Here is a 20,557-nt window from a genome sequence, read left to right as displayed (position 1 = left end):
GTTCCTTCCGCGATCCGGCTTTGCGCCGGCTGGGGCCGTGTCTATGGTGACGGTCCGGGCGGCGCGGCATGGCGCCGCCCCTGTTCGTTTCGGGGGGACGGTTCTTGGGTCTGAAGCAGCGCCATATTCTGTTCATGGCATTGGGCGGGTCGGTTGGGGCCGGATTGTTCCTCGGCTCGGGCGGGGCGATCCAGCAGGCGGGAACGTCGGTGCTGCTGGCCTATGTGCTGTGTGGGATCGTCGTGTTCCTGATCGGCCGGGCGGCGGCGGAACTGGCGCTGTCCGACCCCGAGGGGCGGACGCTGAACGCCTTCGTCGGGCGGTATCTGGGCGCGCGGATGGAATTCCTGGTCGGCTGGAGCTACTGGCTGATCTGGACGCTGGTGTGCATTTCCGAAATCACCGCCGCCGGTATCTTCGTGCGCCATTGGATGCCGGACGTGCCGCAATGGGCGGTCGCCGCCGTGCTGGGAGGGGTGCTGCTGGCCGTGGGGTCGCGCGCCGTGGCCACCTTCGGCGAGATGGAATTCTGGCTGGCCATCATCAAGATCTGGGCCATCCTGGCGCTGATCGGCTGCGGGCTGGTCACGATCCTGGGGCATGTCGGGCCGGGGGGCGCACATGCTTCCTTCGGCCATCTGTGGGATGCGGGGGTGATGCTGCCGCACGGGATGGCGGGGTTTGCCGCCATCCTGCCGATGGCGCTGTTCGCCTTCGGCGGCACCGAGATCATCGCGCTGACGGCGGCGGAGACCGATGACGCCGTGCGTGTGCTGCCGCGCGTGATCAATGGCATCGTCGGGCGGATCATCGTTTTCTATGTGGGTAGCCTGGCCGTGATCATGGCGATCGTGCCGTGGGGCGAGGCGGATGCCACGCACAGCCCGTTCGTGCTGGCCTTCCAGCATATGGGGCTGCCGATGGCGGGCGAGGCGATCAATGGCGTCATGGCGCTGGCGGCGCTGTCGTCGTGCAATGCCGGGCTGTATGCCACCAGCCGCACGCTGGCGTCGCTGTCGGAAAGCGGCATGGCCTCGGCGCGGCTGCGCGAGCGCTCGGCGTCGGGGGTGCCCGCGATGGCGTTCGCGGCTTCGTTCGCGACCGTGCTGGCCGGCGTGGTGCTGAATTATTTCCTGCCCGACCGGCTGTTCGGTTACGCGATCCAGGGGGTGGCGTTTCTGCTGATTTTCGTCTGGGCGTCGATCATGGTGGCGCATCTGGCCTATCGGCGCAGCGCGGATGGCGCGCGCAGGGTGGTGGCGGCGCTGCCGGGGGCGCCGGTCAGCAATTGGCTGGCCATCGCTTTCCTGCTGGCGATCGGGCTGGATATCGTCTGGGGCGGGCGGTTGTATGTGCCGTTCCTGCTGGATGCGGCGTGGCTAACGGTGCTGGTGCTGCTGCATGGCCGGTTGTCGGCGCGGCGGGCCGGGGCCTCGGTGGTGTGAGGCCATCGGCGGAACATGACGGCCCGTGAGCCTTGTTTCGGGCGCTGCGCCCGGCTTTACGCGCCGGTCGTGGCCGCGGCCAGCACGGCTTTCACCAAGGCTTCCATGTCCACGCGGCCGTCGATCGTCACGTCTGTCGGCCAGCCGTCGAGTCCGACGGTCGGAGCGGCAGACCCCTCGGCAGCCTGACGGCTCAATTCTGCCCGTGCCGCGCCCATGGCGCGGGCCATCGTCAATATGTCCATGGATGGGTTTTCCCTCACGTTGGAGCCATGTGCAATCCTTGGCCGTGGATCTGCCGTGACCTGCCGGATCTGGCGGGATGTCGGCTGGGCATGGGCATGTCGCCATGGTCGGTCACGAATCACGCGTGGCGCGAATGCGCTGTTCTGGGATGGTCGGGGAAGGGAGACGGGGACGAGGCACTGGATTGCGTTGTGGGTGGCTGTTGTGACGCTCGCCGGCTGCGGTCAGCAGCCGATGGTCCAGAGCCCGACGATGTCCCGGTAGGGCGCCAGGCGCAGGCCCTCCAGCCGGCGCAGCAGCAGAGCCGCGACGGCAAGCGAATCCATCTCCATGATGGGCTCCATTGGCGAGCAGGAATCAAAAAGGCCGCCCCGAGGGACGGCCTTGCGAACTTGCGCATAATCGCAAGCCAGCCTGTCGGCGGCCCGCGCGCGCGGGGGAAACCCGTCTTTATGTAGATACAGAAAATCTTGACGCCCTCATTAAATGTAGCTACAAGAATGGTCATGGACATTGAGTTCGATCCGGCCAAACGGGCCATCACACTTTCCGAGCGCAGGCTTGATTTCGCCGACGCCGCGATCGTGTTTTCGGGCCTGACCGCGACGGTGCCGGATGATCGCAAGGACTATGGTGAAGAGCGGTTCATCACCGCCGGCGATCTCGATGGCCGTCTGGTTGTTCTGGTCTGGACCCCGCGCGGCGCGGCTCGCCGCATTATTTCGATGAGGCATGCACATGACCGAGAAGAAGCTCTCTGGCGCGCCCGCATGGGTTGACCCGGACGATGCGCCGGAACTGACCGAGGCGTTTTTCGATCAGGCCGAGATCCGGCAGGGCGAGAAGGTCGTCCGGAAAGGTCGGCCGCGTTCGACAAACCCGAAGAAACTGGTGTCGGTGCGCCTGGATCAGGATGTGCTGGACGGGTGGCGCGACACCGGGCCGGGCTGGCAGGGCCGGATTAACGATGCGCTACGCGACGCACTGAGGCGGGCTGGATGACGGGACCGACTTGATCTGGAGTTGCTGGGTCAGCAGGGCTACCTGCACCGTCAGGGCGGCGACCTGGTCGCGCGGGGCGACGATCGTGTCCTCCCGCTCGTCGAGATCCGACTTCAGGTCTCTGATCTGGTCCGACAGGTTTTTGATCTGGTCCTGCGCGGCTCGGCCGCCGAAACCGACGAGCCACCGGACGGTAAACAGGAAACCGCCAAATGCGGCGGCGGCCGCAGTCCATCAGGGCTGCGGCGTGATTGCAGGGTCAGACATCAGGACTCCAGGCATAAAAAACCGCCTCGGGGGTGGCGGATCGCGCATGGCGGCGGCCAGATTCCGAGTGTCCAGCGTCAGGCGCGTGAGTTGCGACGCATCGACGGTCGGCACGGCGGCGAAGGTTTCGACGGTCGTACGGGAGTCGGACAGCGACATATCGCCATGCGCCGCGATCTGGCGCGCGGTCGCTTCGGCCGAAACCGACATCGCTTCGTAGTCGCTCCGCGTGGCCCGCAGGTGCTGCGACAGGCTCGCGAGATGGGACTGCTCGCTCTCGGCCGCGACCCCGACCGCGGCGAGCGAGCCGACGGCCACGACGGCGGCCGCAGCAATCCCGACTGGTCCAGACAGGGCTGCGCCGACCAGGCCGATAGCATTTTTCAGGCCGCCCATGGTCGCGATCGCGTTCGGCGCCTGATAGAACGCCGCCTGCATGGCGCTGCCGCCCGCCAGGACCTGATCCGCGAATTTATGCACTTCGTCGGCCAGGATCCCGACCTGATAGCCGGACAGCTTGTGAGACTGCGTCAGGACATCCGTGGCATCCCGCGCTTTGCGCGCGGCTGCGACTTCCCGCCCGAGCGCATCGACCTCCTTCTGATACCCCGACACGATAGCATCCGCATCGGCCTGCGACATCTTGCCGCTGGCAACGGCGCCCCCGGATTCCTTCTGCGCCGTGGCGAGGTTTGCTTCGGCGTGCTGCAAATCGATCGTCTTGCGCGTCACTTCATCGACCGACGCGTCCAGGCGCTGCATGACGGACAGGCTCTGGGCATGCGCTTCCGTCAGGTCATCGACCGCACCCCGTGCCGCGCGGACGGCTTCGACTTCCTGCTTCAGCCGGTCGACCTGAGCCTGCTGATTGGCGATCTGGCCATTTACATCGTCGCTGGACATGCTGCCGCCCGCCACAACCGAGGATGCCATCACCTGCATCTGGGCAAGCCTGCTCTCGGCCTGCTGCAACTGGATGATGCCGCGCGAAACCTCATCCACCGAGCGGCCCATTTTCAGGAACGCAATGGTCGATACATCGATTCCCCGGCTCAGGGTCGAGGACATGCTGCCGGCGCGCAGGATGTAGGGGACGGGATCGCCACCCATCACGCCGTTGACGCGCGTGGTATAGATGGTGCCGGTCGTTCTGCCGGACTGGATGGCCTCGTCACGCAGGCGGCGCGATTCAGCGGCCACCATGCCGCGCACTTCCGCGCTATTCATGGCCGCGCTGGTATTCAGGGTGATCTGACGGCGGACAACGTTCGACCAGCGGGCAGAGGTTGCACGTCGGGCCATGGGGTGTCCTTTGCTCTTTCGTGATCTTGGATATCGCTTGCGCCGGGCGATTTTTTTGTATATACAATTTGCAATGAGATACGCTTGGGATGAAAACAAACGCCTCAGCAACATCGAGAAGCACGGTGTCGATTTCGTCTCGGCGGTTGATTTCGAGTGGCGCGCCTCTCTGGTCAGGGCCAGCCATTCAGGCGCGGCGGAGCCGAGGCTGATGGCGATGGCTCCGATCCGGACCAGAATTCACGTTCTCGTCTTCAGCATCGAAACACGGTGCGTGCGCATCATCAGCCTGCGGAAGGCCAATGCACGGGAGGTCATCATCTATGGGTCGCAAAAGTAATTTCATCGTGCCGACAGAGGCCGAGGATGCGGAGATCAACCGGGGTATCGCCCAGGATCCCGATAACCCGGAATGGACCGATGCGGATTTCGCCGAAGCGAGGCCGATCGCCGCCGTGGCCCCTTCCATGGAAGGCGTCCGCCGTGTTCGTGGCCCGCAGAAGGCGCCGGTCAAGACGCTGGTTTCCATTCGCCTTGACCCGGATGTGGTTGACCGATTGAAGCAGCAGGGTCGCGGATGGCAGGGCCGTGCCAATGATATCCTGCGCCATGCGGTCGGGCTGGACTGAAAGGCCATAAAGAAGCGCACGCTCCCTCATTGGCCGCCCCGTCAAGAAAAGAAGACCCGCAGTTCCTCGCTGATCTGCTGTGCGCGGATCGTCAGGTAGGCCCGGTCCATGACGATCACCAGATGCCGCACGAACCGCGACTGGCGCGGCCCGAGGTCCTGATTGCGGCACCAGGCGTCGATTTCATTGACCGCCAGGCCGACAGGGCGGGAAAATATCTTCTGTTTCCCCATCCCGGCCCCCAGGCCCTCGGTGAGACCTCCGCGCGATGCGTGCAATTCGTGCCAGCATCGCCAGGGGGTCATGCACCACGGCTCCGGGTCTACGCGCTTCTGGAGCGCGTCCAATGCCCTCCAGTTCAGAGGGTGTATCGGACGATCCCCCAATGCTACGAGTCAGGGGCCATGCTCAAGCGCCCAGGACAGGGCGCCGATCAGTTTTTTTCCGCGTCCTCGACTTGATCCTTGTCTTCGATACCGACCGAGGCGACGGCATCGAGCGTGAGGCGCAGCAGAATCACGTTTTCGCGGTGCAAAAGCATGTCGCGGAAGGCCGCGTTATCAGCCGCCAGAGGGGGCGCGGGTGCAATCCGGGTGATCGTGAACGTCCCGCCGACCGCGATCGGATTGCCTTCGATCGTGAGGGTGCCGGTGACGGTCTAGTTGGACTGGTTGATATTGGCCCGCGGATTGCGGAGCGCCGCGTTCAGGAAGCGGAATTCGTATCCATCGCCGTCGTCATCCATGACGGTGATGGCGATAACGCCTCACACACATGAGCCATCTGGATGGTCATGGGAGGCGTGCCATTCGAGATGGTGGCCAAGTATCTGGGCAACAGTGTCGATATGGTGGAGCGCGTCTACGGGCATCATAGCCCGGACTGGCTGCGCAGGGCCGCCGCCGCCCTCTCGGGGTTTTCTGTGCCAACTGGCACAGAGAATGTGCCGGCACACGCCGAGGAAAAGTAAGGGAAATCATGGTGCTGCTGGACAGGATTGAACTGTCGACCTCTCCCTTACCAAGGGAGTGCTCTACCACTGAGCTACAGCAGCAACGGGGTGGGCGGTTCCTACCGCCTCCGGGGGAGCGTGGCAAGCCCCCTTGGCGAGAAAACATGACCGGGTGGGTTTGCCGCCGGTCATGCCTCTCGCCGAAGCGCGGTCAGTCGTCGCGGTGGATCTTTTCCATGCGCTCGTGGCGCTCCTGCGCCTCGATCGACAGGGTGGCGATCGGGCGGGCTTCCAGGCGCTTCAGGCCGATCGGCTCGCCGGTTTCCTCGCAATAGCCGTACGATCCGTTCTCGATTCGCAGCAGCGCCTGGTTGATCTTGGAAATCAGCTTGCGAGCCCGGTCGCGGGTGCGCAGTTCCAGCGCGCGGTCGGTCTCGACGCTGGCGCGATCGGTGATGTCGGCTTCGTGAATCCCGCCCTCCGAGAGGCTGGCCAGGGTCTCGTCCGCCTCCTTCAGGAGGTCGGCGCGCCATTTCAGGAGCTTCTGGCGGAAATATTCCACCTGAAGCGGATTCATGAACTCCTCGGATTCCGAGGGCTGGTAATCGGGGGGCAGTGTGATCATGGTGCGCGTCCTTGAATTTCGCCCCTGGACGAGATTATCGCCCGACAGGGACCCGCCGCGAAACGGGCGGCTTATACGCCGGCCTCCGCCATCCGCCAAGCCTGAAGCCGCCCGGATTCGTCTGGAAAAGCGGGTTTCGAATCGGAGTTCCCCTTACGCCGGCCCATGGGGCGTGGTCTGGGCGACCCTGCGCGGGGCCGTGGCCGGAGGCGTCGCGTCGGGGAACGTGGTCTCCCATCCGCCGCCCAAGGCGGAATAAAGCTGCACCAGGTCGGTCGACAGGGTGGCCGTGCTGCTGGCCAGGTCGGTCTGCGCGCCCAGGATTCGGCGCTCGGCGTCCAGCACCGTCAGGAACGTCACCATGCCATGACGATACTGGTCGCGGGCCAGGTCCAGCCCGCGCTGGTCGGCCGCGACCTCGCGCGCCAGGCTGTCGCGGCGCATCTGTTCGTCGCGATAGGCGGTCAGGGCGTTATCGACCTCGTGCCACGCGCCCAGAACCGTCTGGCGGTAGGAAATCGCGGCTTCCTGCTGGGCCGATTTGCGCAGTTCGAGCTGACCGCGCAGTCGGCCGCCCTGGAAGATCGGCAGGGTGATCGAGGGGCCGACATTCCAGGCCCGTGCGTTCCAGAACCCCAGGTCGCGGAACGACAGGGACTGGAAGCCGAAGCCGGCGTCGATGGTCACGCGGGGGTAGAACTCGGCGACCGCCTCGCCGACCTGCGCTGTGGCCGCGTGAAGCTGGGCCTCGGCCTGGCGGATGTCGGGGCGGCGGCGGGCCAGTTCGGACGGCACGCCGGCCGGGACGCGCGGCGGCACCGGCGGGATGGCCTCGGCCTTGAGCAGTTCGCCGGCCAGGGCGGCCGGGGGTTCGCCCAGCAGCAGGCTGAGCGCGTTGATCTGCAAGGCGATCTGCTGCTCGGTCTGCGGGATACGCGCCGTTGTGGCGTCGAGCTGGGATTGCGCGCTTTCCACGTCCAGTTCGCTGACCAGTCCGGCCCGGTTGCGCTGGCGGCTGAGTTCCAGCGTGCGGGCCGCGGTGTCGCGATTGTCCAGCAGGATGTGCAACTGGGTCTGCGCCTCGCGCAGGGCCATGTAGTCGCGGGCCAGTTCGGCCATGCGGGCGGTCAGCACGCCACGCCGTTCCTCGTCCGACGCCTGCATGTCGGCTCCGGCGGCTTCGTACTGTCGGCGGACGCGGCCCCACAGATCGACCTCCCACGTCGCGTCGATACTGTCCTTCCACTGGTCGAAGAGGGGGATCGAGAGCTGGCCCGATTCGTCGGCCAGGCTGGCGCCGCCCAGTTGTCCGCCGAGGGCCTGCTGGACCTGCGGGGTCTTGCCCACGTCGCTGACGATGCGTTGCAGCATCTTGGTGCTGTATTGCGCGCGGGAGTACGACCCGGCGGCGCTGAGGCCCGGATAGCGCTCGGCCCCGGCAATGCGGAGCTGGGCGCGGCTCTGCGCCAGTCGGGCGGTGGCGATGGCGACCGACAGGTTCTGCGACGCCACGCGGCGCTCCAGTGCCGACAGTTCGGCATCGTGGAACACATCCCACCATGCGGGGTCGGGCGTTGCGTCGGAAATGTCGCTGGTGACCCGGCCGGTTGCGGGGCCGGTCGGCGGCGTGGCGCCCGGTCCGGCCCAGTGCGGAGGCGTCCAGGTCGCGGGCTTGTGGAAGTCCGGCCCGACCGCGCAACCGCCGGCCAGCGCAGACAAACCGATGATGGCGGCCCGCCAAGAATATCCCTTATGCACCAGACGGTCCCCTGCTTCCCCCGGTCCCGCCAGCGGTCCTATCGACATGACGGGAGGCAATATGACATCATCATGAATAATGACCGACCGGTTCGGTCATTGCCGATACCCTATCGGCTTTCCCCGTCTGGTCAATCCGTCCGGGCCGGAAAGCAATGCTCGCCGGAGGTTCAGTACGCACCATGTCAGCCGCTCAGTCGCCCACCGTGCCGGATCTGCCGGGGATTTCCAGCGCGAAGCGGCGGCAGATCATGGATGGCGCGGCCCGGGTCTTTGCCGAGCACGGCTACGAAGGGGCCAGCATGTCGCAGATCGCGCGGGATGCCGGGGTCTCGAAGGGGACGCTCTATAATTACTATGACAGCAAGGCGAGTCTGTTCGCGGCCTTCATCGAGGAATGCGCGTGCGAGAAGCTGCCCAACCTGTTCGAGACGATCGGGGAGGCGCAGAGTCCCGAGGCCACGCTGGAAGACATCGCCACCGCGATGATCCGGCTGACCACCTCGCCGCTGTCGCTGATGCTGAACCGCATCGTGGTGTCGGAAGCCGCGACGTTTCCACATCTGGCCGAGACGTTCTGGCAGGTGGGGCCGTGCAAGGCGGTGGGGATTCTGGCCGACTGGCTGCGGGCGCGGACCCGCGAGGGCATTCTGGACGTGCCCGATCCCGAACTGGCGGCGGAACTGTTCTATGCCCTGTGCCAGACGCGGATTACCTGGCGCAAACGTCTGCAACTGCCGGTGGATGCCGACCCCGTCCATATCGCGATGATTGCGCGGACGGTGACGCGGATGTTCCTCAACACGTTCCAGGTCGGCAAGGGGCCGCCGGTGCCGGAACCGGTTCGTGATGAAGCGGTTTGATCCAGATCAAGTCGCTCGGGCGGCATTCGCGCCATCGTTGTGACGGAACAGGCCGAGCCTGCACTCCAAATCATGTGGAAAACCGGGGCTTCGGCCCCGGTTTTTTATTTGGGCTCGTGGGGTTCGGCAGGCCCGTTCCGGTGTGTGGAAACGTCCGTCCGGGCGATCGGCACGGCGTCCGGCCCGCCTTTCGGATGCGCGCCGTTCGGACGATCGGGCGTGATGGCGGGATTCTGGCGAACTTTCCTGCTATCTCATGCGTTTAAATCTATCCGTCGGCGCAAAAATCTTCTTTCGCCGTGGCTTCGTTCCCGCCCGTCAGATCCCTCAGCCGGAGGACTCATGTCCGTCGACGTTTCCGCCACGCCTCGCCTTGCTCGCTCTTTTGGCGTTCGTCTTTCTTTTGCCCGCCCGTGTGCCGCCCTTGCGTTGATGGTGGTCGTGCTGCTTTCGGGCATCGTGCCGCGTTCGGCTCTGGTGCCGGCGGCACAGGCGCAGGATCGCGCGGCTTCGGCGCAGCGGGCCGTGGCGCCGGATCGTACCCAGTTGCGGCACCTGCTGGATACGCTGGACGATCCTCAGCGACGTGCGGCTTTTTTGCAGGATCTGCGCGCATTGCAGGCGTTGCCGCCGGGGGCCGCCGACGGGAAAGCGGCTGAGGCAGCGAAGGCGGCCAGTGCGCCCGCGCCAGCGGCTGCGGCGGATAAGCCTGCGCCGATCGCACTGGCGCCGGGCAGTCTTGGCGCCGTGGCACTGCATGGGCTGGGTGGCATGGCCGGCACGATTATCCAGCATGTGCGCCATTTCGGCGCGTTATTCAGCGATCTGAGCAGTGTGGGCATCTGGGGGGAGCGGATGATGGCGCCCGGTGCCCAGCGCGACGGCCTTGTGGCTCTGGGGTGGCGGCTGGGGCTGGTGATGTTGGTCGGGCTGGCTGTCGAGCGTGGGCTGGCGATGCTGCTGCATCGCTATCTGGTTCGGATCGATGGAAGGCTGGCGACGCGGCTGCCTCTGCCGGTGGCCGAACCGATCGCCGAGCCGATGGTCGAGCCGATCGGCGAGCCGATGGACGAAACGGACCATGCGGCGACGGCCCTGCCGCCGGGTGGGAGCGTGGAGCCTGACGGCGACGGGGCCAGCGCCGAACGGGTGCGCGTGCAGGAAGCCACAAGCCGCTGGCGCGCGGCGCGCCTGCTGCGGCAATTGCGGCTGCTGCCATGGGTCGTGCTGCGCCTGGTGCTGGAACTGGCGCCGGTGGCCGCTTTCCTCGGGGTCGCCACGCTGATGGCCAATGTCCTGGCCGGCGATGAGGACGCGGCCCTGCCGGCGGCGCAGATCATGATGATGGTCATCAATGCGTACGCGATCGGTCATGCGGCGATCGTTTTCCTCGCCGCTCTGCTCTCGCCACGGCTGCCGCATCTGCGGCCGCTGCCGCTGGGTGACGACATGGCGCGCAGTCTGACCGCCTGGACGACTGCGCTGATCGTGCTGCCTGTCGCGGCCCTGTGTCTGGCTGATGCCGGTGGGCTGCTGGGGCTGTCGGAACCGGGGCAGAATGCGATCGGGCTGGCGATCCTGCTGGCGGAACATTTGCTGGTGGCGGGATTGATCCTGAGAATGCGGCGCCCGGTCGCGGCCATGTTGCAGCCGTCGGCCGTGATGCGCTGGCGGCTGGGGCATGGGCTGTTCGACGGGCTGGCCGACCGGTGGTGGATCGTCGCGCTGGTGCTCGATGCCGCGTTGTGGCTGGTGTCGGCGGCCGATCTTCCCGGTGGTTATATGCGGATCTGGCAACTGTGCGCCATCGCGCTCGGGGTGCTGATCGTGTTCCGGGCGTTGGCGACCCTGCTGTTCGGGTTGCTGGACCGTACATTCCGGCCCGGCCAGGAGGCCGGTGCCGCCGCCGCCGGCGTGGCACTGCGTGGCGCGCGGTATTATCCCTATGTCCGTCAGGCGCTGGCGTGGATTCTCGGGATTGCGGGTGCGGTCACGCTGTTGCAGGCCTGGGGGGTGCCGGCCTTCGCGTGGTTTGCTGACGGCATGGTGGGGCGCCGGCTGGTTTCGGCCGCCGCCACGGTGCTGGTGGCGCTGGCGATCGGCATCGTCGTCTGGGAATATGTCAACGCCACGCTGGACCGGCAGATCGAGCACTATACCAGCAGCGCGCAGCCGGGACGGGCGATGCGCCTGCGTACGCTGTCGCCGATCCTGCGCACGGTGCTGCTGGTGTGTCTGAGCATCGTGGTGCTCATGACCGTGCTCAGCCAGATCGGGATCGATATCGCGCCGCTGCTGGCCGGGGCGGGGATTATCGGTGTGGCCGTCGGGTTCGGGTCGCAGAAACTGGTGCAGGATTTCATCACCGGCATCTTCCTGTTGCTGGAAAACGCGATGGAGGTGGGGGATTCGGTGACCGCCGGTGGCCTGTCCGGCACGGTGGAGACGCTGTCGATCCGTACCCTGCGGCTGCGCGCGAGCGATGGGTCGGTGCATATCATTCCCTTCAGCGCCGTTTCCACCGTCACCAACGTCAATCGCGGCCGGGGCAATGCCGCCGTCAGCGTCGATATCGCGCCGGATCAGGATATCGACCGGGTCGCCGCCGTACTGGCGGAGATCGTGCAGGATATGCGCAAGGACCCGGATCTGGCGCCCGGCATGCTGGGTGACCTGCAATATCAGGGGGTGAACGCGGTGTCTTCGCAGGCTGTGACGCTGCTTGGTCAGATCGTCTGCACCGACAAGGCGCGCTGGCCGGTGCAGCGGGCGTTCAACCGCCTGCTGGTGCAGCGCTTTGCCAGCGAGGGCATCCGGCTGGCGCGGCCGGTGCAGAGTGTGGAATTGATTCCAGCGCCTCCGGGGCCGGCGGGGGCGGAGGAGGGTGTGCCGGAGAGCGCGGCCCTGCCCGACGCCCCGGCAGGGGGCTCGCCGCCTGCATCTCGCTGAAGGCCCGACGAGGTTGCTGCCATCGCGATCATGCTGGCTTCGGATGAAGCAACCTATGTGACGGGAGCGGAGATCAATATCGACGGCGGTCTACTGGCCGGTTCTGCGGCCGTTCCGACGTGATTTCCAGGGAAATGGTTGGAAAAACCGATTGAAACTCGGGAGGTTTTCTGTGCTCCGTCTCGTTCCCTTCGGATCCGAACATTTCCCGCTGTTTTCACAATGGTTCGCCAGTCAGGCGGATGTCGTGCAGTGGGGCGGGCCGGCTTTGTCGTTCCCGCTCACGGTGCCACAGCTTGAGGGCATGCTGGCCGAGGCAGAGTCTGTGCCGCCGTCACGCCTGTGCTGGATGGTTACATGCAAAGACGCGATGGTCGGCCATGCGCAACTCGGCTTCGATTGGCGCAACGGCAATGCCCGACTGTCCCGCGTGGTCGTGGCGCCTGCTGCACGGGGGCAAGGGGTGGCGAGGCCGATGCTGCGTCTGATCGTGGACGAGGCGTTCGCGCAACCTGCGATCGGGCGCGTGGAACTGAACGTGTACACGTGGAACACGCCCGCCATTCGGACTTACGAGAAACTCGGCTTCAGGACGGAGGGGGTGCGGCGTTCTGCTGCATGCGTCGATGGGGTGTGTTGGGATGCTGCGATCATGGGATTGTTGCGGCCGGAATGGGCAATATCCGATGGCCCGCTGGATAATCCCTGACGGCCTGATGCGGGCGAACCCCGACGAGGCATCGGGCATCGGGGGCGCTGGCACGGTCTGGGTCGCCGGCGCCCCTCTGCCGCTGATGGCGGTTTATTTGAGCTGGGCCTCGTAGGCGGCGAGCAGGGTTTTGGTGTCGGTGGCGAGTTTGGTCAGGTCGGCGTTCTTGGAACTGGTAATTCCGCTTTCGAGGACGGGTTTCATTCTGGCGTCGTCGCGCGACAGGTAGCGTATGTAGGCGCGGTCGAACGCGGCGCCATGGAGGTGCTGCATCCGGTCGATGATCTTCTGGTTCGCGGCGGACGGCTTGGGGGCCAGGGTGATGGCGTGGGCTGATACCAGCTTCGCCAGCCTGTCCTGATTGCCGGTCAGGTCCTTGACCATGGTCGCGCCGAGGGTGGCGATGTCGCTGCGGGCGGCGTTGGTCTGGGCGATTTTGGCCAGGGCGATCCGGGTCAGGTCCATTTCGTTGAGTTTCTGCACGAGATCCGTGTCGGCGATCGTGAGGGTGGGGGCCTGTTGCAGGGGCGGCAGGGGCGGCACGGGGGGCTGGCCGGCCGTGCAGGCACCAAGGGCGAGAAGGGCTGCCGTGAGCGGAGGCAGGGCGCGCGATGTGTGGCGAGACAGGAGCGGCATAAGCGGCTTGAGCGACATGAGCGGCAGAGTCTCCTTGGATGTCCGTTGCGGTTCGGGATGAGGGGCCGTGAGGCCGGACCGCGTTGCGAAGGCGCCGTTGCTGGGGGCTGGCGCGACCGGGCTCCAGTTCCGTGACGGACGCCCTCCGTGCTGACGATCGGTGCCATGATGATCGTGCGGGGCGTGGAAGGCAATGGCGAAGTAAAGACGTAATTCTTTCGTTAAGATATTCGCCGATCCGGCTGTCATGAGATGGCCATAATACATGAAACAATGCGTTTCATTGAAAAAGCGACATTCTGTGCCCGGCCTGGGCCTTGCATCGACCGGAAAGAGCGCACTAGGTTCGTGCGATAGAGGCGCCGTGCGGGGCGTGGGAAGATTGATTATGGGGATAATCCAGGAATGAACTGTCGCACTCTGTGTCTGCTCGCGGTCTTTTCGCTTCCTCTTGGGCTGAGCGGGTGCGGATATATGGATTCCCGGGCGGCTCACAAGGCGCAGATCACCATGATCGGCATGACATCCTATGACCTCCAAGCCTGTGCGGGACTGCCGGCCGCCACCAAGCAGCTCAATGATACGACCCAGATCTTCATTTATACCGGAACGCATCCGCAGCCGAGCTATGGCGGTTCCACATTGATTCCGGTGGGTGATATCGCCACGACGATCGCGCAGTTCGGCGGCGGTGGCGGGACGACCTGCACCGCCGTGATCCGCCTGGATCATGACCGGGTGTCGGACGTGCATTATGCCGGCGATAACGACGAACTGGTGGGAACGGATGGAATCTGCTCCATCATCACCCGTGGATGTGCGCGCCAGCCCGAAGGCACGATGAAGAGTTCAGCCGGTGGCATCTTCGGGCCGGTTTCGGCCTTCCATCCGCCGACCACGCCGAACCAGTCGACCTCCGCCACCTATTCCGCGCAATCGGGAACGGTCGTTGCCAATCCGGACAAGAAATCGTCCGATCCGGTGATCGTGCCCCGGACGCAGTGAAAATCGCGCGGTAGGCCGCGCGACTGTTCGTAACGGCGGTTCGGCCGGGACCGCCGGGCCGCCCGTGTGGGTTATCGTGTCGATCCTGTCGCGCTGCGGTGGGGTGGCATGGTTGCCGCCGGGTTGGTATTGATCCGCCCGATGGCCTGGGCCTGGGCCTGGGCCTGGGCTTGGGCTTGGGCCTTGGTCGTGACCCAATGCAGTTCCTTCTCGGCTTCGGGGACGCTCAACGTGCCGGCATCGACATCCAGGCCGATGCGCAGGGAGGCGAGATCGACCTGTGAAATCAGGTCGTAATTGGTGCCGACCGCGCTCGGGCCATATCTGAGATGGGCGTTGGTGATGCAGGTGAACCGGTCGTAGGCGCTGCCTTTCCTGAACGGGTAGCGGGCAAAACACCGGGAGACGGCTGTATGCAGGTCGCCTTTGCCCTGATCATCATCCGTACATCCGGCCGGCAGGGCGCAGAGCACGATAACGGCGAGTATGTGCCTTTTCCCGTTGAGCATTATCTGTTCGCCGCGATACGCGTCGAGATGGGGCGGGTAAAACATTCGCGGAATAAAAAAGACGACGAAGACGCGGAGATCATATTCGATATGCGGGTATGGGGTTCGGAAGGGTATATGAGGGTATCAGGGATAGCATCGTGAAACCAACACGTCCCCGGAACCGGCGAACGAAAACATGAGCGCGTAGGGAAATGACGACCTGTCCCGTGCGTGCGCTGCGCAGCGACGACATTGATGCCGTCGCGCGGCTCTGGCGTGAGAGTGCGCTTTCTATCGGCGTCGAAGCCGACATCGTGTCGGACGTGGCGGAATATCGTGAGCGCCTCGAAGCGGAATGGAAGCGGGCGTGGCGCGTCTATGTGGCGTGTGATGCATCCGGCATCGCCGGGTTTATGGCGTTCGAGCCGGAAACGTCCTGGCTGCGGCAGCTTTTTGTGGACCCGGCGCGGAAGGGGGCGGGCATCGGGAGCAGTCTGCTCGATGTCGCCAAACGGGAGATGCCCGAGGGGTTCTGGCTGCGCACCAGTGTGGCGAATGGTGCGGCTCGACGCTTCTATGAGAAGCATGGGCTGCGCAATATCGGCGAATTTCCGCATGAGCATTGGCCTGTGACGATCGTCCGCTATCAATGGTCTCGCGAGTGCCTGTAACGGTTCGGCTTGTCAGGTTTCCAGAACATGTGACGCATCCTGCCGCTGGGCGGCGCATTCTGCGGCCAGAAAATCGATCAGCGCGCGCACGGCGGGGGATAGTCCCCGGCGGGAAGGAAAGACGGCATGTACGATGCCGGCACGCGGCCGCCAGTCGGGCAGGGCCTGGAGCAGTCGGCCCTCCTTGATATCGCGCCAGACCATCATGGTCGGAAGCTGGACGATGCCGGCGCCCGCCAGAGCGGCTTCACGCAGGACGGCCATGTCGTCGGTGGCGAGGCGGGGCGTGTGGAAGATCGTTGCCGTCTGACCGTCCGCGTTTTCGAGAAGCCATGAATGGCTGGCGGGCGGGGTGTTGAAATCGAGGCTCGGCAGCGTGTTCAGGTCGGCCGGGGAGGCCAGGGGGGCTGCGATCAATGAGGGGGCGGCAACCAGGCACTGCGTGCTGGTGTCGAGCACGCGCATGATGAGGTTTTCCGATTGCAGCGGCGGGAAGCGCACCCGGATGGCGAGATCGAACCGGTCCTCCAGCAGATCCACCCGCCGGTTCGTGCTTTCGAGGCTGAGGGTGACGGCGGGATAGCGCATGATGAACCGGGCCAGCAGCGCACCGAACTGGATGGTCAGGAGCGAGACCGGGCAACTGAGGCGGATGATGCCGCACGGTTCGGCATGATGCCGGGCGACCGATTGTTCCGCGGCTTCCGCCTCTTCCCGGACGACCACGCACCGTTCGTAGAAGCCACGCCCAGCCTCGGTTACCGAGAAATGGCGGGAGGACCGCTGGAGCAGCACGGTATCCAGCCGTTCTTCCAGCAGCCGGACCCGGCGGCTGAGGAGGGATTTCTGGAGGCCGGTGGCCTGTGCGGCGCGCGTGAAGCCGCCGTGGCGGACGACCTGCACGAAATAATAGAGATCGTTGAGGTCGTTCATCGTCTTATGAATAGGACGCACCGTTCGATGGGGCAATCTTTGTGCGCGGGCGGGAGCGCCCCATCTTGCCGTCATGCAGGGGCGTCGCTGTCGGAGCCCCGTCGATCGGGAGCATGGCAATGCAGAAGACGATTCTCGGCCGCTACGGCAATGATCGCGGCCATTGGGTGGGGGACGGCTTTCCTGTCCGTTCCCTGTTTTCCTACAGCGCGTTCGGCGCGCATCTGAGTCCGTTCCTGCTGCTGGATTATGCCGGGCCTTATACGTTCGGCCCCACGGAGGCGCGGCGTGGTGTGGGCGAGCATCCGCACAAGGGATTCGAGACGGTGACGATCGTCTATGATGGCGAGGTCGAGCACCGCGATTCCTCGGGCGGCGGCGGTGTGATCGGGCCGGGTGACGTGCAGTGGATGACGGCGGGGAACGGCATCCAGCATGAGGAATTCCATTCGGCCGACTATGCGCGCGCGGGCGGTGCGTTTCGCATGGTGCAGTTGTGGGTGAACCTGCCGGCCGCGGACAAGGGGGCGCCGGCAACCTACCAGACGCTGCGCGCGGCCGATATTCCGGTTGTTTCTCTGCCCCATGATGCCGGCACGCTGCGTGTGATCGCCGGGGATTACGGGACGGGGCATGGACCGGCGCGGCTGTTCTCGCCGTTGAATGTGTGGGACGGCACGCTGCATGCGGGCGCGCAGGTGACGCTTGACCTGCCGGTCGGGCACAGCACGGCGATCGTCCTGCTGGAAGGACGCCTGGTCGTGAATGGCGGCATGGAACTGGCGAGCGCGCAGTTCGCTCTGCTCAGCCGGGAGGGCGCGGAGGTGACGTTGCAGGCGACGGAGGCGGCCAGCTTTCTTGTCCTGACCGGACAGCCGTTGAACGAACCGATCGCCGGCTATGGCCCCTTCGTGATGAACACGCAGGAGGAGATCCGCCAGGCGATCGAGGATTTCAACAACGGACATTTCGGCGGGATTGCCGCCTGACCGGGCGGGTGCCGCCAGCCCGGTCGCGCAGCCGAAGGGGAGACTGTACCATGATCGAGATGATGATCGAACAGCGTCGCCGCAGTCTGGGCGGCGGGCTGGAAGTGGGGCGCATCCTGCCCTTCGCGCGGCGACGGATGGTCGGGCCTTTTATCTTTTTCGACCATATGGGGCCGATGGATATCGCGGCGGGGGTCGATCGCAGCCTCGATGTGCGGCCGCATCCGCATATCGGGCTTTCCACCGTCACGTACCTGTTTTCGGGGGAGGTGGTGCATCGCGACAGTCTGGGGTCGGAGCAGGCGATCCGGCCGCAGGAGGTCAACTGGATGACGGCCGGCAGCGGGATCACGCATAGCGAGCGGTTCGAGAAGGCGCGTGCGGTGGGGGACCATCTGCATGGCATCCAGGCATGGGTCGCGCTGCCGAAGGGTGATGAGGAGGCCGCGCCCTCCTTTTCGCATCATGAAGGGGACGATCTGCCGCAATGGGATGCGGCCGGCGTGCGGGGGCAGCTTATTGCGGGGCGGGCCTATGGGCTGACCGCCGCGGCGCGGACACATTCGCCGCTGTTCTATGCGCATCTTGAACTCGCGGCCGGCGCGCGGGCGGAAATTCCGACCGTCTATCCGGAGCGGGCGCTTTATATCGCCACCGGAGCGATCGAGATCGACGGCGAGCGGTATGAGGCGGGGCGGATGCTGGTGCTGGGGGCCGGGGCCTCATCTTTCCAGGCCCTGGCGCCGACGACCGCGATGGTGCTGGGGGGCGAGCCTGTCGGGGAACGGTTCCTGTTCTGGAATTTCGTCAGTTCCTCGAAGGCGCGGCTGGCGCAGGCCGCCGAGGACTGGAAGGCCGGGCGGATGAAACTGCCCGAGGCGGACCATGACGAATTCATTCCCCTGCCGTCGGGCGACCCGTCGCCGCCGCCGATGTCCTGAGAGCCTGACCGCGAATGCGCGCTGGCGGCGTGTCCTCCGCGCGTTTCCTCCGCGCGTTTTCTGGGCTTCGGTGCTCGTGGCCATCAAGGCCACTCTGCTCCGATGCTCGGAAACACACGCCGGGCGCGGCCCGATACGGGCCGTTCTCGCTCGCCAGCCCACATTTGCGGTCAGGCTCTGACAGGCCCTGACGCGGCTGACGTGCGGGAGACGGCGCGCTTTCGGTTCAGGAATTGACCGTCAGCGCACCCGTCGGCAGTTGGGTGGATGTTTTCGCGCGCGGCTTCGGGGGCGAAGGCGCGGAACGCCGATGCGGATGGCGACATCCAGACCCTCTTCGATCAGATCAAGGTTACGGTCCGACAAGACCGGGGTGGCCTGAATGTTTTCGAACCGTGCCAGGAAATCGGACGGTACTGGTGCAACGTGGTGGCGCCCGAATGTCGCCGGCGCCGTGATACGGAGCATGCCGGAGGGCTGATCCGCCTCATGCGTGGCGGTCCGGGTTAGGGCATCGTATTGCGCGATGAGGTTCCGCAATCCGAAAGACTGTCGTGCCAGAATAGCGTCTCGCCATGGTTGTGCAAAACAATGACCCTGCCGGGATGACAGCGAACGAAAGGTCGCACCGATGATGACGCTCTACGGCATGCCGTTTTCGGGCCATGCCCGATGCCGTGCCTTCGTGTAGGCGTCGGGCTGTTGTCGCGCCTCCAGTCGCTGGTGCAGGTGACGCCAATAGTCGGGGCTGACCTCGGTCGGGTCGATATCCTGCGCCTCGACCGTATCGATCGCTTCCAGCACGCGCTGGACGCGCGGCCATGAACTCTGGTGCAGCAACACCTCGCCACCCGGTTGCACGCAGGGGACGGTCTGGTAGTCTTCGCCGGAGCCGACCGTGCGCACGATGTCGATGTGCGATTCAACCGTTCCGTATTCGTTAGCGGCCCAGAGAACGAAGGCGAATACGTTGTCTGGGGAGAAGCTGAGCATGCGCCGCTGACGGTCGAGGATCGTGTCCGCGATCGGCCGCCCGAAGCGCAGCCAGCGTTCCACCACCTTTTCGATCCACGTCACTTCGACCGTCGTAATCAGCACCGGAAGGTCTCTAGATATCGCCATTTAACTCCTTGCGGGCTAGTTCTTGGCACTCCATATTTTCCGCGTCGTCCGACACTGCTTAACAGACACGGAGGATTCCAAAATGCATTTTTCTCGTATGATTCAGGCTGGTGCCTTTATTGCTACACTGGCTTGCTGCGCGGCTGCCCTGCCTGTGCAGGCTCAGGATGCGTTGCGCGTCGTTGACGCGCGGGGACACCAGGTCGGTATCCTGGTCCCGGTCCAGGGCTTCGCGACGACAGCGGCAATGCCTGATATCGACATGTTCGAGGCTGTTGATCGCATGATGGCACGCAATATGGCTCTCATGGAGGCAGTCGATCGGACATTGGCTTCGCGGCTGGACGGCGTCCTGCGCGCCGTGCCGGCTGTTGGTCACGACCTCTCGAAACAGAGCATGTCTTGGCAGCGTTTCGAGGCGGTCAGCACCGGTGGACCCACCGCCTGTACGCAGACGATCACGATCACATCAAACGGTCGGGGGGCGCCAATCGTTCATGTGTCACGCACCGGAAGCAAAGCCTGTCCGACTCTCGCCGCGCCGATGGCAGTTGACAATCCCGGAGATCAAAAGACTGGTTCCATGGCTCTGACGCCCGCCGTCGAGACGCGGACGGAAGTCCCGACAAACGGACGCGCTGGAAGCGCTCTCTAAGACAGGTGGTGGCCGGAAAACCCAAGGCCACCATCATCAGAGAGAAATATATTGATTTTCTGCGATCATCGCCATGATGGTTAACGAAAATCAACAAACCCCATGTAATTTCTCTCCGCAACACCGCTACAGAAAACAAACACAAATAAAAATAATAAAATTATTCATTAAAAAGAATCTGCATTTCGCACCCCCTTGACGAGGCAAGCATCTCTTCCAATCATGCTTTCGCTGGACGCCATCGGGTCCGGCATAGGCTCTGTGAGCCAGACAACTGGAATCCATGTTGCTTTAATCGGAGGATGTGGATGTCGACACTGAAAGGACTTTATTCCCGCTATCGCCGCTCCTTGCGCACAGCCGCCCG

At 64.8% G+C, this 20,557-nt stretch carries 25 protein-coding genes, 1 tRNA gene and 1 pseudogene; 16 read left to right on the top strand and 11 right to left on the bottom strand.

Translation table 11 applies throughout. The annotated features are described in order from the left end of the window. Window positions 1–68 precede the first annotated feature (68 nt). Window positions 69–1,445: an amino acid permease gene (locus HLH25_RS13920; RefSeq protein WP_182974632.1), complete on the top strand. Its 1,377-nt coding sequence runs from the start codon at window positions 69–71 to the stop codon at window positions 1,443–1,445. A gap of 56 nt (window positions 1,446–1,501) precedes the next feature. Here the strand turns inward: HLH25_RS13920 and HLH25_RS13915 are convergent, their stop codons facing one another. Next, window positions 1,502–1,690 carry a hypothetical protein gene (locus HLH25_RS13915; RefSeq protein ID WP_182974631.1) on the bottom strand — a complete coding sequence of 63 codons (189 nt, stop codon included), beginning with the start codon at window positions 1,688–1,690 and terminating at the stop codon, window positions 1,502–1,504. A 507-nt stretch (window positions 1,691–2,197) separates the two neighbouring features. On the opposite strand from HLH25_RS13915, the gene HLH25_RS13910 reads away from it, so the two are divergent. Continuing rightward, complete coding sequence (locus tag HLH25_RS13910; protein WP_182974630.1) at window positions 2,198–2,470, top strand: BrnT family toxin; 273 nt, start codon at window positions 2,198–2,200, stop codon at window positions 2,468–2,470. Beyond that, complete coding sequence (locus HLH25_RS13905) at window positions 2,430–2,693, top strand: BrnA antitoxin family protein (RefSeq protein ID WP_182974629.1); 264 nt, start codon at window positions 2,430–2,432, stop codon at window positions 2,691–2,693. The genes HLH25_RS13910 and HLH25_RS13905 overlap by 41 nt, the downstream gene beginning before the upstream one ends. A gap of 234 nt (window positions 2,694–2,927) precedes the next feature. Here HLH25_RS13905 and HLH25_RS13900 read toward each other — a convergent pair whose 3' ends face one another. Further along, window positions 2,928–4,262, bottom strand: coding sequence for a hypothetical protein (locus HLH25_RS13900; protein ID WP_182974628.1), 1,335 nt, complete (start codon window positions 4,260–4,262; stop codon window positions 2,928–2,930). Window positions 4,263–4,299: 37 nt separating this feature from the next. On the opposite strand from HLH25_RS13900, the gene HLH25_RS13895 reads away from it, so the two are divergent. Continuing rightward, window positions 4,300–4,602, top strand: a complete 303-nt coding sequence (locus tag HLH25_RS13895; RefSeq protein WP_246402338.1) for a BrnT family toxin — start codon at window positions 4,300–4,302, stop codon at window positions 4,600–4,602. After that, entirely contained in the window at window positions 4,586–4,891 is a 306-nt protein-coding gene (locus HLH25_RS13890; protein WP_182974627.1) for a BrnA antitoxin family protein, read from the top strand. Before HLH25_RS13895 ends, HLH25_RS13890 begins: the two co-directional genes overlap by 17 nt. Before the next feature lie 41 nt (window positions 4,892–4,932). Here HLH25_RS13890 and HLH25_RS13885 read toward each other — a convergent pair whose 3' ends face one another. Next, complete coding sequence (locus HLH25_RS13885; RefSeq protein WP_182974626.1) at window positions 4,933–5,196, bottom strand: hypothetical protein; 264 nt, start codon at window positions 5,194–5,196, stop codon at window positions 4,933–4,935. A 152-nt stretch (window positions 5,197–5,348) separates the two neighbouring features. Here HLH25_RS13885 and HLH25_RS13880 point away from each other — a divergent pair, with 152 nt between their 5' ends. Both HLH25_RS13880 and HLH25_RS13875 read left to right on the top strand, forming a co-directional pair. Further along, window positions 5,349–5,669, top strand: a complete 321-nt coding sequence (locus tag HLH25_RS13880; RefSeq protein ID WP_182974625.1) for a hypothetical protein — start codon at window positions 5,349–5,351, stop codon at window positions 5,667–5,669. Window positions 5,670–5,684: 15 nt separating this feature from the next. Beyond that, on the top strand, window positions 5,685–5,861 hold the full coding sequence (locus HLH25_RS13875) for a hypothetical protein (RefSeq protein ID WP_182974624.1): 177 nt from the start codon (window positions 5,685–5,687) through the stop codon (window positions 5,859–5,861). 9 nt (window positions 5,862–5,870) lie between these two features. Here HLH25_RS13875 and HLH25_RS13870 read toward each other — a convergent pair. From HLH25_RS13870 to HLH25_RS13860, 3 genes are all read right to left on the bottom strand, one after another. After that, window positions 5,871–5,945: transfer RNA gene (locus HLH25_RS13870), tRNA-Thr, on the bottom strand. A 109-nt stretch (window positions 5,946–6,054) separates the two neighbouring features. Next, a complete protein-coding gene (dksA, locus tag HLH25_RS13865; protein ID WP_114728646.1) occupies window positions 6,055–6,468 on the bottom strand; it encodes an RNA polymerase-binding protein DksA in 414 nt (137 codons plus the stop codon). A 153-nt stretch (window positions 6,469–6,621) separates the two neighbouring features. Beyond that, window positions 6,622–8,274, bottom strand: a complete 1,653-nt coding sequence (locus HLH25_RS13860; protein WP_182974623.1) for an efflux transporter outer membrane subunit — start codon at window positions 8,272–8,274, stop codon at window positions 6,622–6,624. Between the two features lie 134 nt (window positions 8,275–8,408). On the opposite strand from HLH25_RS13860, the gene HLH25_RS13855 reads away from it, so the two are divergent. The 4 genes and pseudogenes from HLH25_RS13855 to HLH25_RS13840 all read left to right on the top strand — a co-directional run bounded on the left by HLH25_RS13855 (window position 8,409) and on the right by HLH25_RS13840 (window position 12,747). Beyond that, window positions 8,409–9,089 (top strand): TetR/AcrR family transcriptional regulator, encoded by a 681-nt coding sequence (locus HLH25_RS13855; RefSeq protein WP_182974622.1) that lies wholly within the window; start codon window positions 8,409–8,411, stop codon window positions 9,087–9,089. Window positions 9,090–9,431: 342 nt separating this feature from the next. Then, window positions 9,432–12,038 carry a mechanosensitive ion channel domain-containing protein gene (locus tag HLH25_RS13850; RefSeq protein WP_182974621.1) on the top strand — a complete coding sequence of 869 codons (2,607 nt, stop codon included), beginning with the start codon at window positions 9,432–9,434 and terminating at the stop codon, window positions 12,036–12,038. 12 nt (window positions 12,039–12,050) lie between these two features. Next, window positions 12,051–12,161: pseudogene (locus tag HLH25_RS13845) on the top strand (short-chain dehydrogenase); the annotation flags it as partial. A 49-nt stretch (window positions 12,162–12,210) separates the two neighbouring features. After that, window positions 12,211–12,747 carry a GNAT family N-acetyltransferase gene (locus HLH25_RS13840; protein ID WP_182974620.1) on the top strand — a complete coding sequence of 179 codons (537 nt, stop codon included), beginning with the start codon at window positions 12,211–12,213 and terminating at the stop codon, window positions 12,745–12,747. A gap of 93 nt (window positions 12,748–12,840) precedes the next feature. Here the strand turns inward: HLH25_RS13840 and HLH25_RS13835 are convergent, their stop codons facing one another. Continuing rightward, entirely contained in the window at window positions 12,841–13,401 is a 561-nt protein-coding gene (locus HLH25_RS13835; RefSeq protein ID WP_246402331.1) for a DUF4142 domain-containing protein, read from the bottom strand. A 492-nt stretch (window positions 13,402–13,893) separates the two neighbouring features. On the opposite strand from HLH25_RS13835, the gene HLH25_RS13830 reads away from it, so the two are divergent. Beyond that, window positions 13,894–14,388, top strand: coding sequence for a hypothetical protein (locus HLH25_RS13830; RefSeq protein WP_182974653.1), 495 nt, complete (start codon window positions 13,894–13,896; stop codon window positions 14,386–14,388). 71 nt (window positions 14,389–14,459) lie between these two features. On the opposite strand, the gene HLH25_RS13825 is transcribed toward HLH25_RS13830, so the two are convergent. After that, entirely contained in the window at window positions 14,460–14,897 is a 438-nt protein-coding gene (locus HLH25_RS13825) for a hypothetical protein (RefSeq protein ID WP_246402329.1), read from the bottom strand. Between the two features lie 194 nt (window positions 14,898–15,091). On the opposite strand from HLH25_RS13825, the gene HLH25_RS13820 reads away from it, so the two are divergent. Next, window positions 15,092–15,550 carry a GNAT family N-acetyltransferase gene (locus HLH25_RS13820; protein ID WP_182974619.1) on the top strand — a complete coding sequence of 153 codons (459 nt, stop codon included), beginning with the start codon at window positions 15,092–15,094 and terminating at the stop codon, window positions 15,548–15,550. Window positions 15,551–15,562: 12 nt separating this feature from the next. Here the strand turns inward: HLH25_RS13820 and HLH25_RS13815 are convergent, their stop codons facing one another. Then, window positions 15,563–16,483 (bottom strand): LysR substrate-binding domain-containing protein, encoded by a 921-nt coding sequence (locus tag HLH25_RS13815; RefSeq protein WP_182974618.1) that lies wholly within the window; start codon window positions 16,481–16,483, stop codon window positions 15,563–15,565. Window positions 16,484–16,602: 119 nt separating this feature from the next. Here HLH25_RS13815 and HLH25_RS13810 point away from each other — a divergent pair, with 119 nt between their 5' ends. Both HLH25_RS13810 and HLH25_RS13805 read left to right on the top strand, forming a co-directional pair. Next, on the top strand, window positions 16,603–17,472 hold the full coding sequence (locus HLH25_RS13810) for a pirin family protein (RefSeq protein WP_182974617.1): 870 nt from the start codon (window positions 16,603–16,605) through the stop codon (window positions 17,470–17,472). A gap of 50 nt (window positions 17,473–17,522) precedes the next feature. Then, on the top strand, window positions 17,523–18,413 hold the full coding sequence (locus tag HLH25_RS13805) for a pirin family protein (RefSeq protein ID WP_182974616.1): 891 nt from the start codon (window positions 17,523–17,525) through the stop codon (window positions 18,411–18,413). A 240-nt stretch (window positions 18,414–18,653) separates the two neighbouring features. Here the strand turns inward: HLH25_RS13805 and HLH25_RS20340 are convergent, their stop codons facing one another. Then, complete coding sequence (locus HLH25_RS20340; RefSeq protein ID WP_182974652.1) at window positions 18,654–18,881, bottom strand: LysR substrate-binding domain-containing protein; 228 nt, start codon at window positions 18,879–18,881, stop codon at window positions 18,654–18,656. A 174-nt stretch (window positions 18,882–19,055) separates the two neighbouring features. Further along, window positions 19,056–19,535 (bottom strand): DUF2840 domain-containing protein, encoded by a 480-nt coding sequence (locus tag HLH25_RS13795; RefSeq protein ID WP_182974615.1) that lies wholly within the window; start codon window positions 19,533–19,535, stop codon window positions 19,056–19,058. 82 nt (window positions 19,536–19,617) lie between these two features. On the opposite strand from HLH25_RS13795, the gene HLH25_RS13790 reads away from it, so the two are divergent. Beyond that, window positions 19,618–20,190 carry a hypothetical protein gene (locus HLH25_RS13790; protein WP_182974614.1) on the top strand — a complete coding sequence of 191 codons (573 nt, stop codon included), beginning with the start codon at window positions 19,618–19,620 and terminating at the stop codon, window positions 20,188–20,190. Window positions 20,191–20,557: the final 367 nt, after the last annotated feature.

Origin of the sequence: Gluconacetobacter dulcium, from assembly GCF_014174165.1 — a bacterium.
Taxonomy (GTDB): domain Bacteria; phylum Pseudomonadota; class Alphaproteobacteria; order Acetobacterales; family Acetobacteraceae; genus Gluconacetobacter; species Gluconacetobacter dulcium.
The sequence above is the reverse complement of the archived record's forward strand: the minus strand, read 5'-3'. Positions and strand labels throughout refer to the sequence as shown.

Bases quoted from the DNA above. Each gene is read 5' to 3' on its own strand.
- HLH25_RS13920 (WP_182974632.1), top strand. From the start codon at position 69: ATGGCGCCGCCCCTGTTCGTTTCGGGGGGACGGTTCTTGGGTCTGAAG.
- HLH25_RS13915 (WP_182974631.1), bottom strand. From the start codon at position 1,690: ATGGACATATTGACGATGGCCCGCGCCATGGGCGCGGCACGGGCAGAA.
- HLH25_RS13910 (WP_182974630.1), top strand. From the start codon at position 2,198: ATGGACATTGAGTTCGATCCGGCCAAACGGGCCATCACACTTTCCGAG.
- HLH25_RS13905 (WP_182974629.1), top strand. From the start codon at position 2,430: ATGACCGAGAAGAAGCTCTCTGGCGCGCCCGCATGGGTTGACCCGGAC.
- HLH25_RS13900 (WP_182974628.1), bottom strand. From the start codon at position 4,262: ATGGCCCGACGTGCAACCTCTGCCCGCTGGTCGAACGTTGTCCGCCGT.
- HLH25_RS13890 (WP_182974627.1), top strand. From the start codon at position 4,586: ATGGGTCGCAAAAGTAATTTCATCGTGCCGACAGAGGCCGAGGATGCG.
- HLH25_RS13885 (WP_182974626.1), bottom strand. From the start codon at position 5,196: ATGACCCCCTGGCGATGCTGGCACGAATTGCACGCATCGCGCGGAGGT.
- HLH25_RS13875 (WP_182974624.1), top strand. From the start codon at position 5,685: ATGGGAGGCGTGCCATTCGAGATGGTGGCCAAGTATCTGGGCAACAGT.
- dksA (WP_114728646.1), bottom strand. From the start codon at position 6,468: ATGATCACACTGCCCCCCGATTACCAGCCCTCGGAATCCGAGGAGTTC.
- HLH25_RS13860 (WP_182974623.1), bottom strand. From the start codon at position 8,274: ATGTCGATAGGACCGCTGGCGGGACCGGGGGAAGCAGGGGACCGTCTG.
- HLH25_RS13855 (WP_182974622.1), top strand. From the start codon at position 8,409: ATGTCAGCCGCTCAGTCGCCCACCGTGCCGGATCTGCCGGGGATTTCC.
- HLH25_RS13850 (WP_182974621.1), top strand. From the start codon at position 9,432: ATGTCCGTCGACGTTTCCGCCACGCCTCGCCTTGCTCGCTCTTTTGGC.
- HLH25_RS13835 (WP_246402331.1), bottom strand. From the start codon at position 13,401: ATGTCGCTCAAGCCGCTTATGCCGCTCCTGTCTCGCCACACATCGCGC.
- HLH25_RS13830 (WP_182974653.1), top strand. From the start codon at position 13,894: ATGATCGGCATGACATCCTATGACCTCCAAGCCTGTGCGGGACTGCCG.
- HLH25_RS13825 (WP_246402329.1), bottom strand. From the start codon at position 14,897: ATGCTCAACGGGAAAAGGCACATACTCGCCGTTATCGTGCTCTGCGCC.
- HLH25_RS13820 (WP_182974619.1), top strand. From the start codon at position 15,092: ATGACGACCTGTCCCGTGCGTGCGCTGCGCAGCGACGACATTGATGCC.
- HLH25_RS13815 (WP_182974618.1), bottom strand. From the start codon at position 16,483: ATGAACGACCTCAACGATCTCTATTATTTCGTGCAGGTCGTCCGCCAC.
- HLH25_RS13810 (WP_182974617.1), top strand. From the start codon at position 16,603: ATGCAGAAGACGATTCTCGGCCGCTACGGCAATGATCGCGGCCATTGG.
- HLH25_RS13805 (WP_182974616.1), top strand. From the start codon at position 17,523: ATGATCGAGATGATGATCGAACAGCGTCGCCGCAGTCTGGGCGGCGGG.
- HLH25_RS20340 (WP_182974652.1), bottom strand. From the start codon at position 18,881: ATGCTCCGTATCACGGCGCCGGCGACATTCGGGCGCCACCACGTTGCA.
- HLH25_RS13795 (WP_182974615.1), bottom strand. From the start codon at position 19,535: ATGGCGATATCTAGAGACCTTCCGGTGCTGATTACGACGGTCGAAGTG.
- HLH25_RS13790 (WP_182974614.1), top strand. From the start codon at position 19,618: ATGCATTTTTCTCGTATGATTCAGGCTGGTGCCTTTATTGCTACACTG.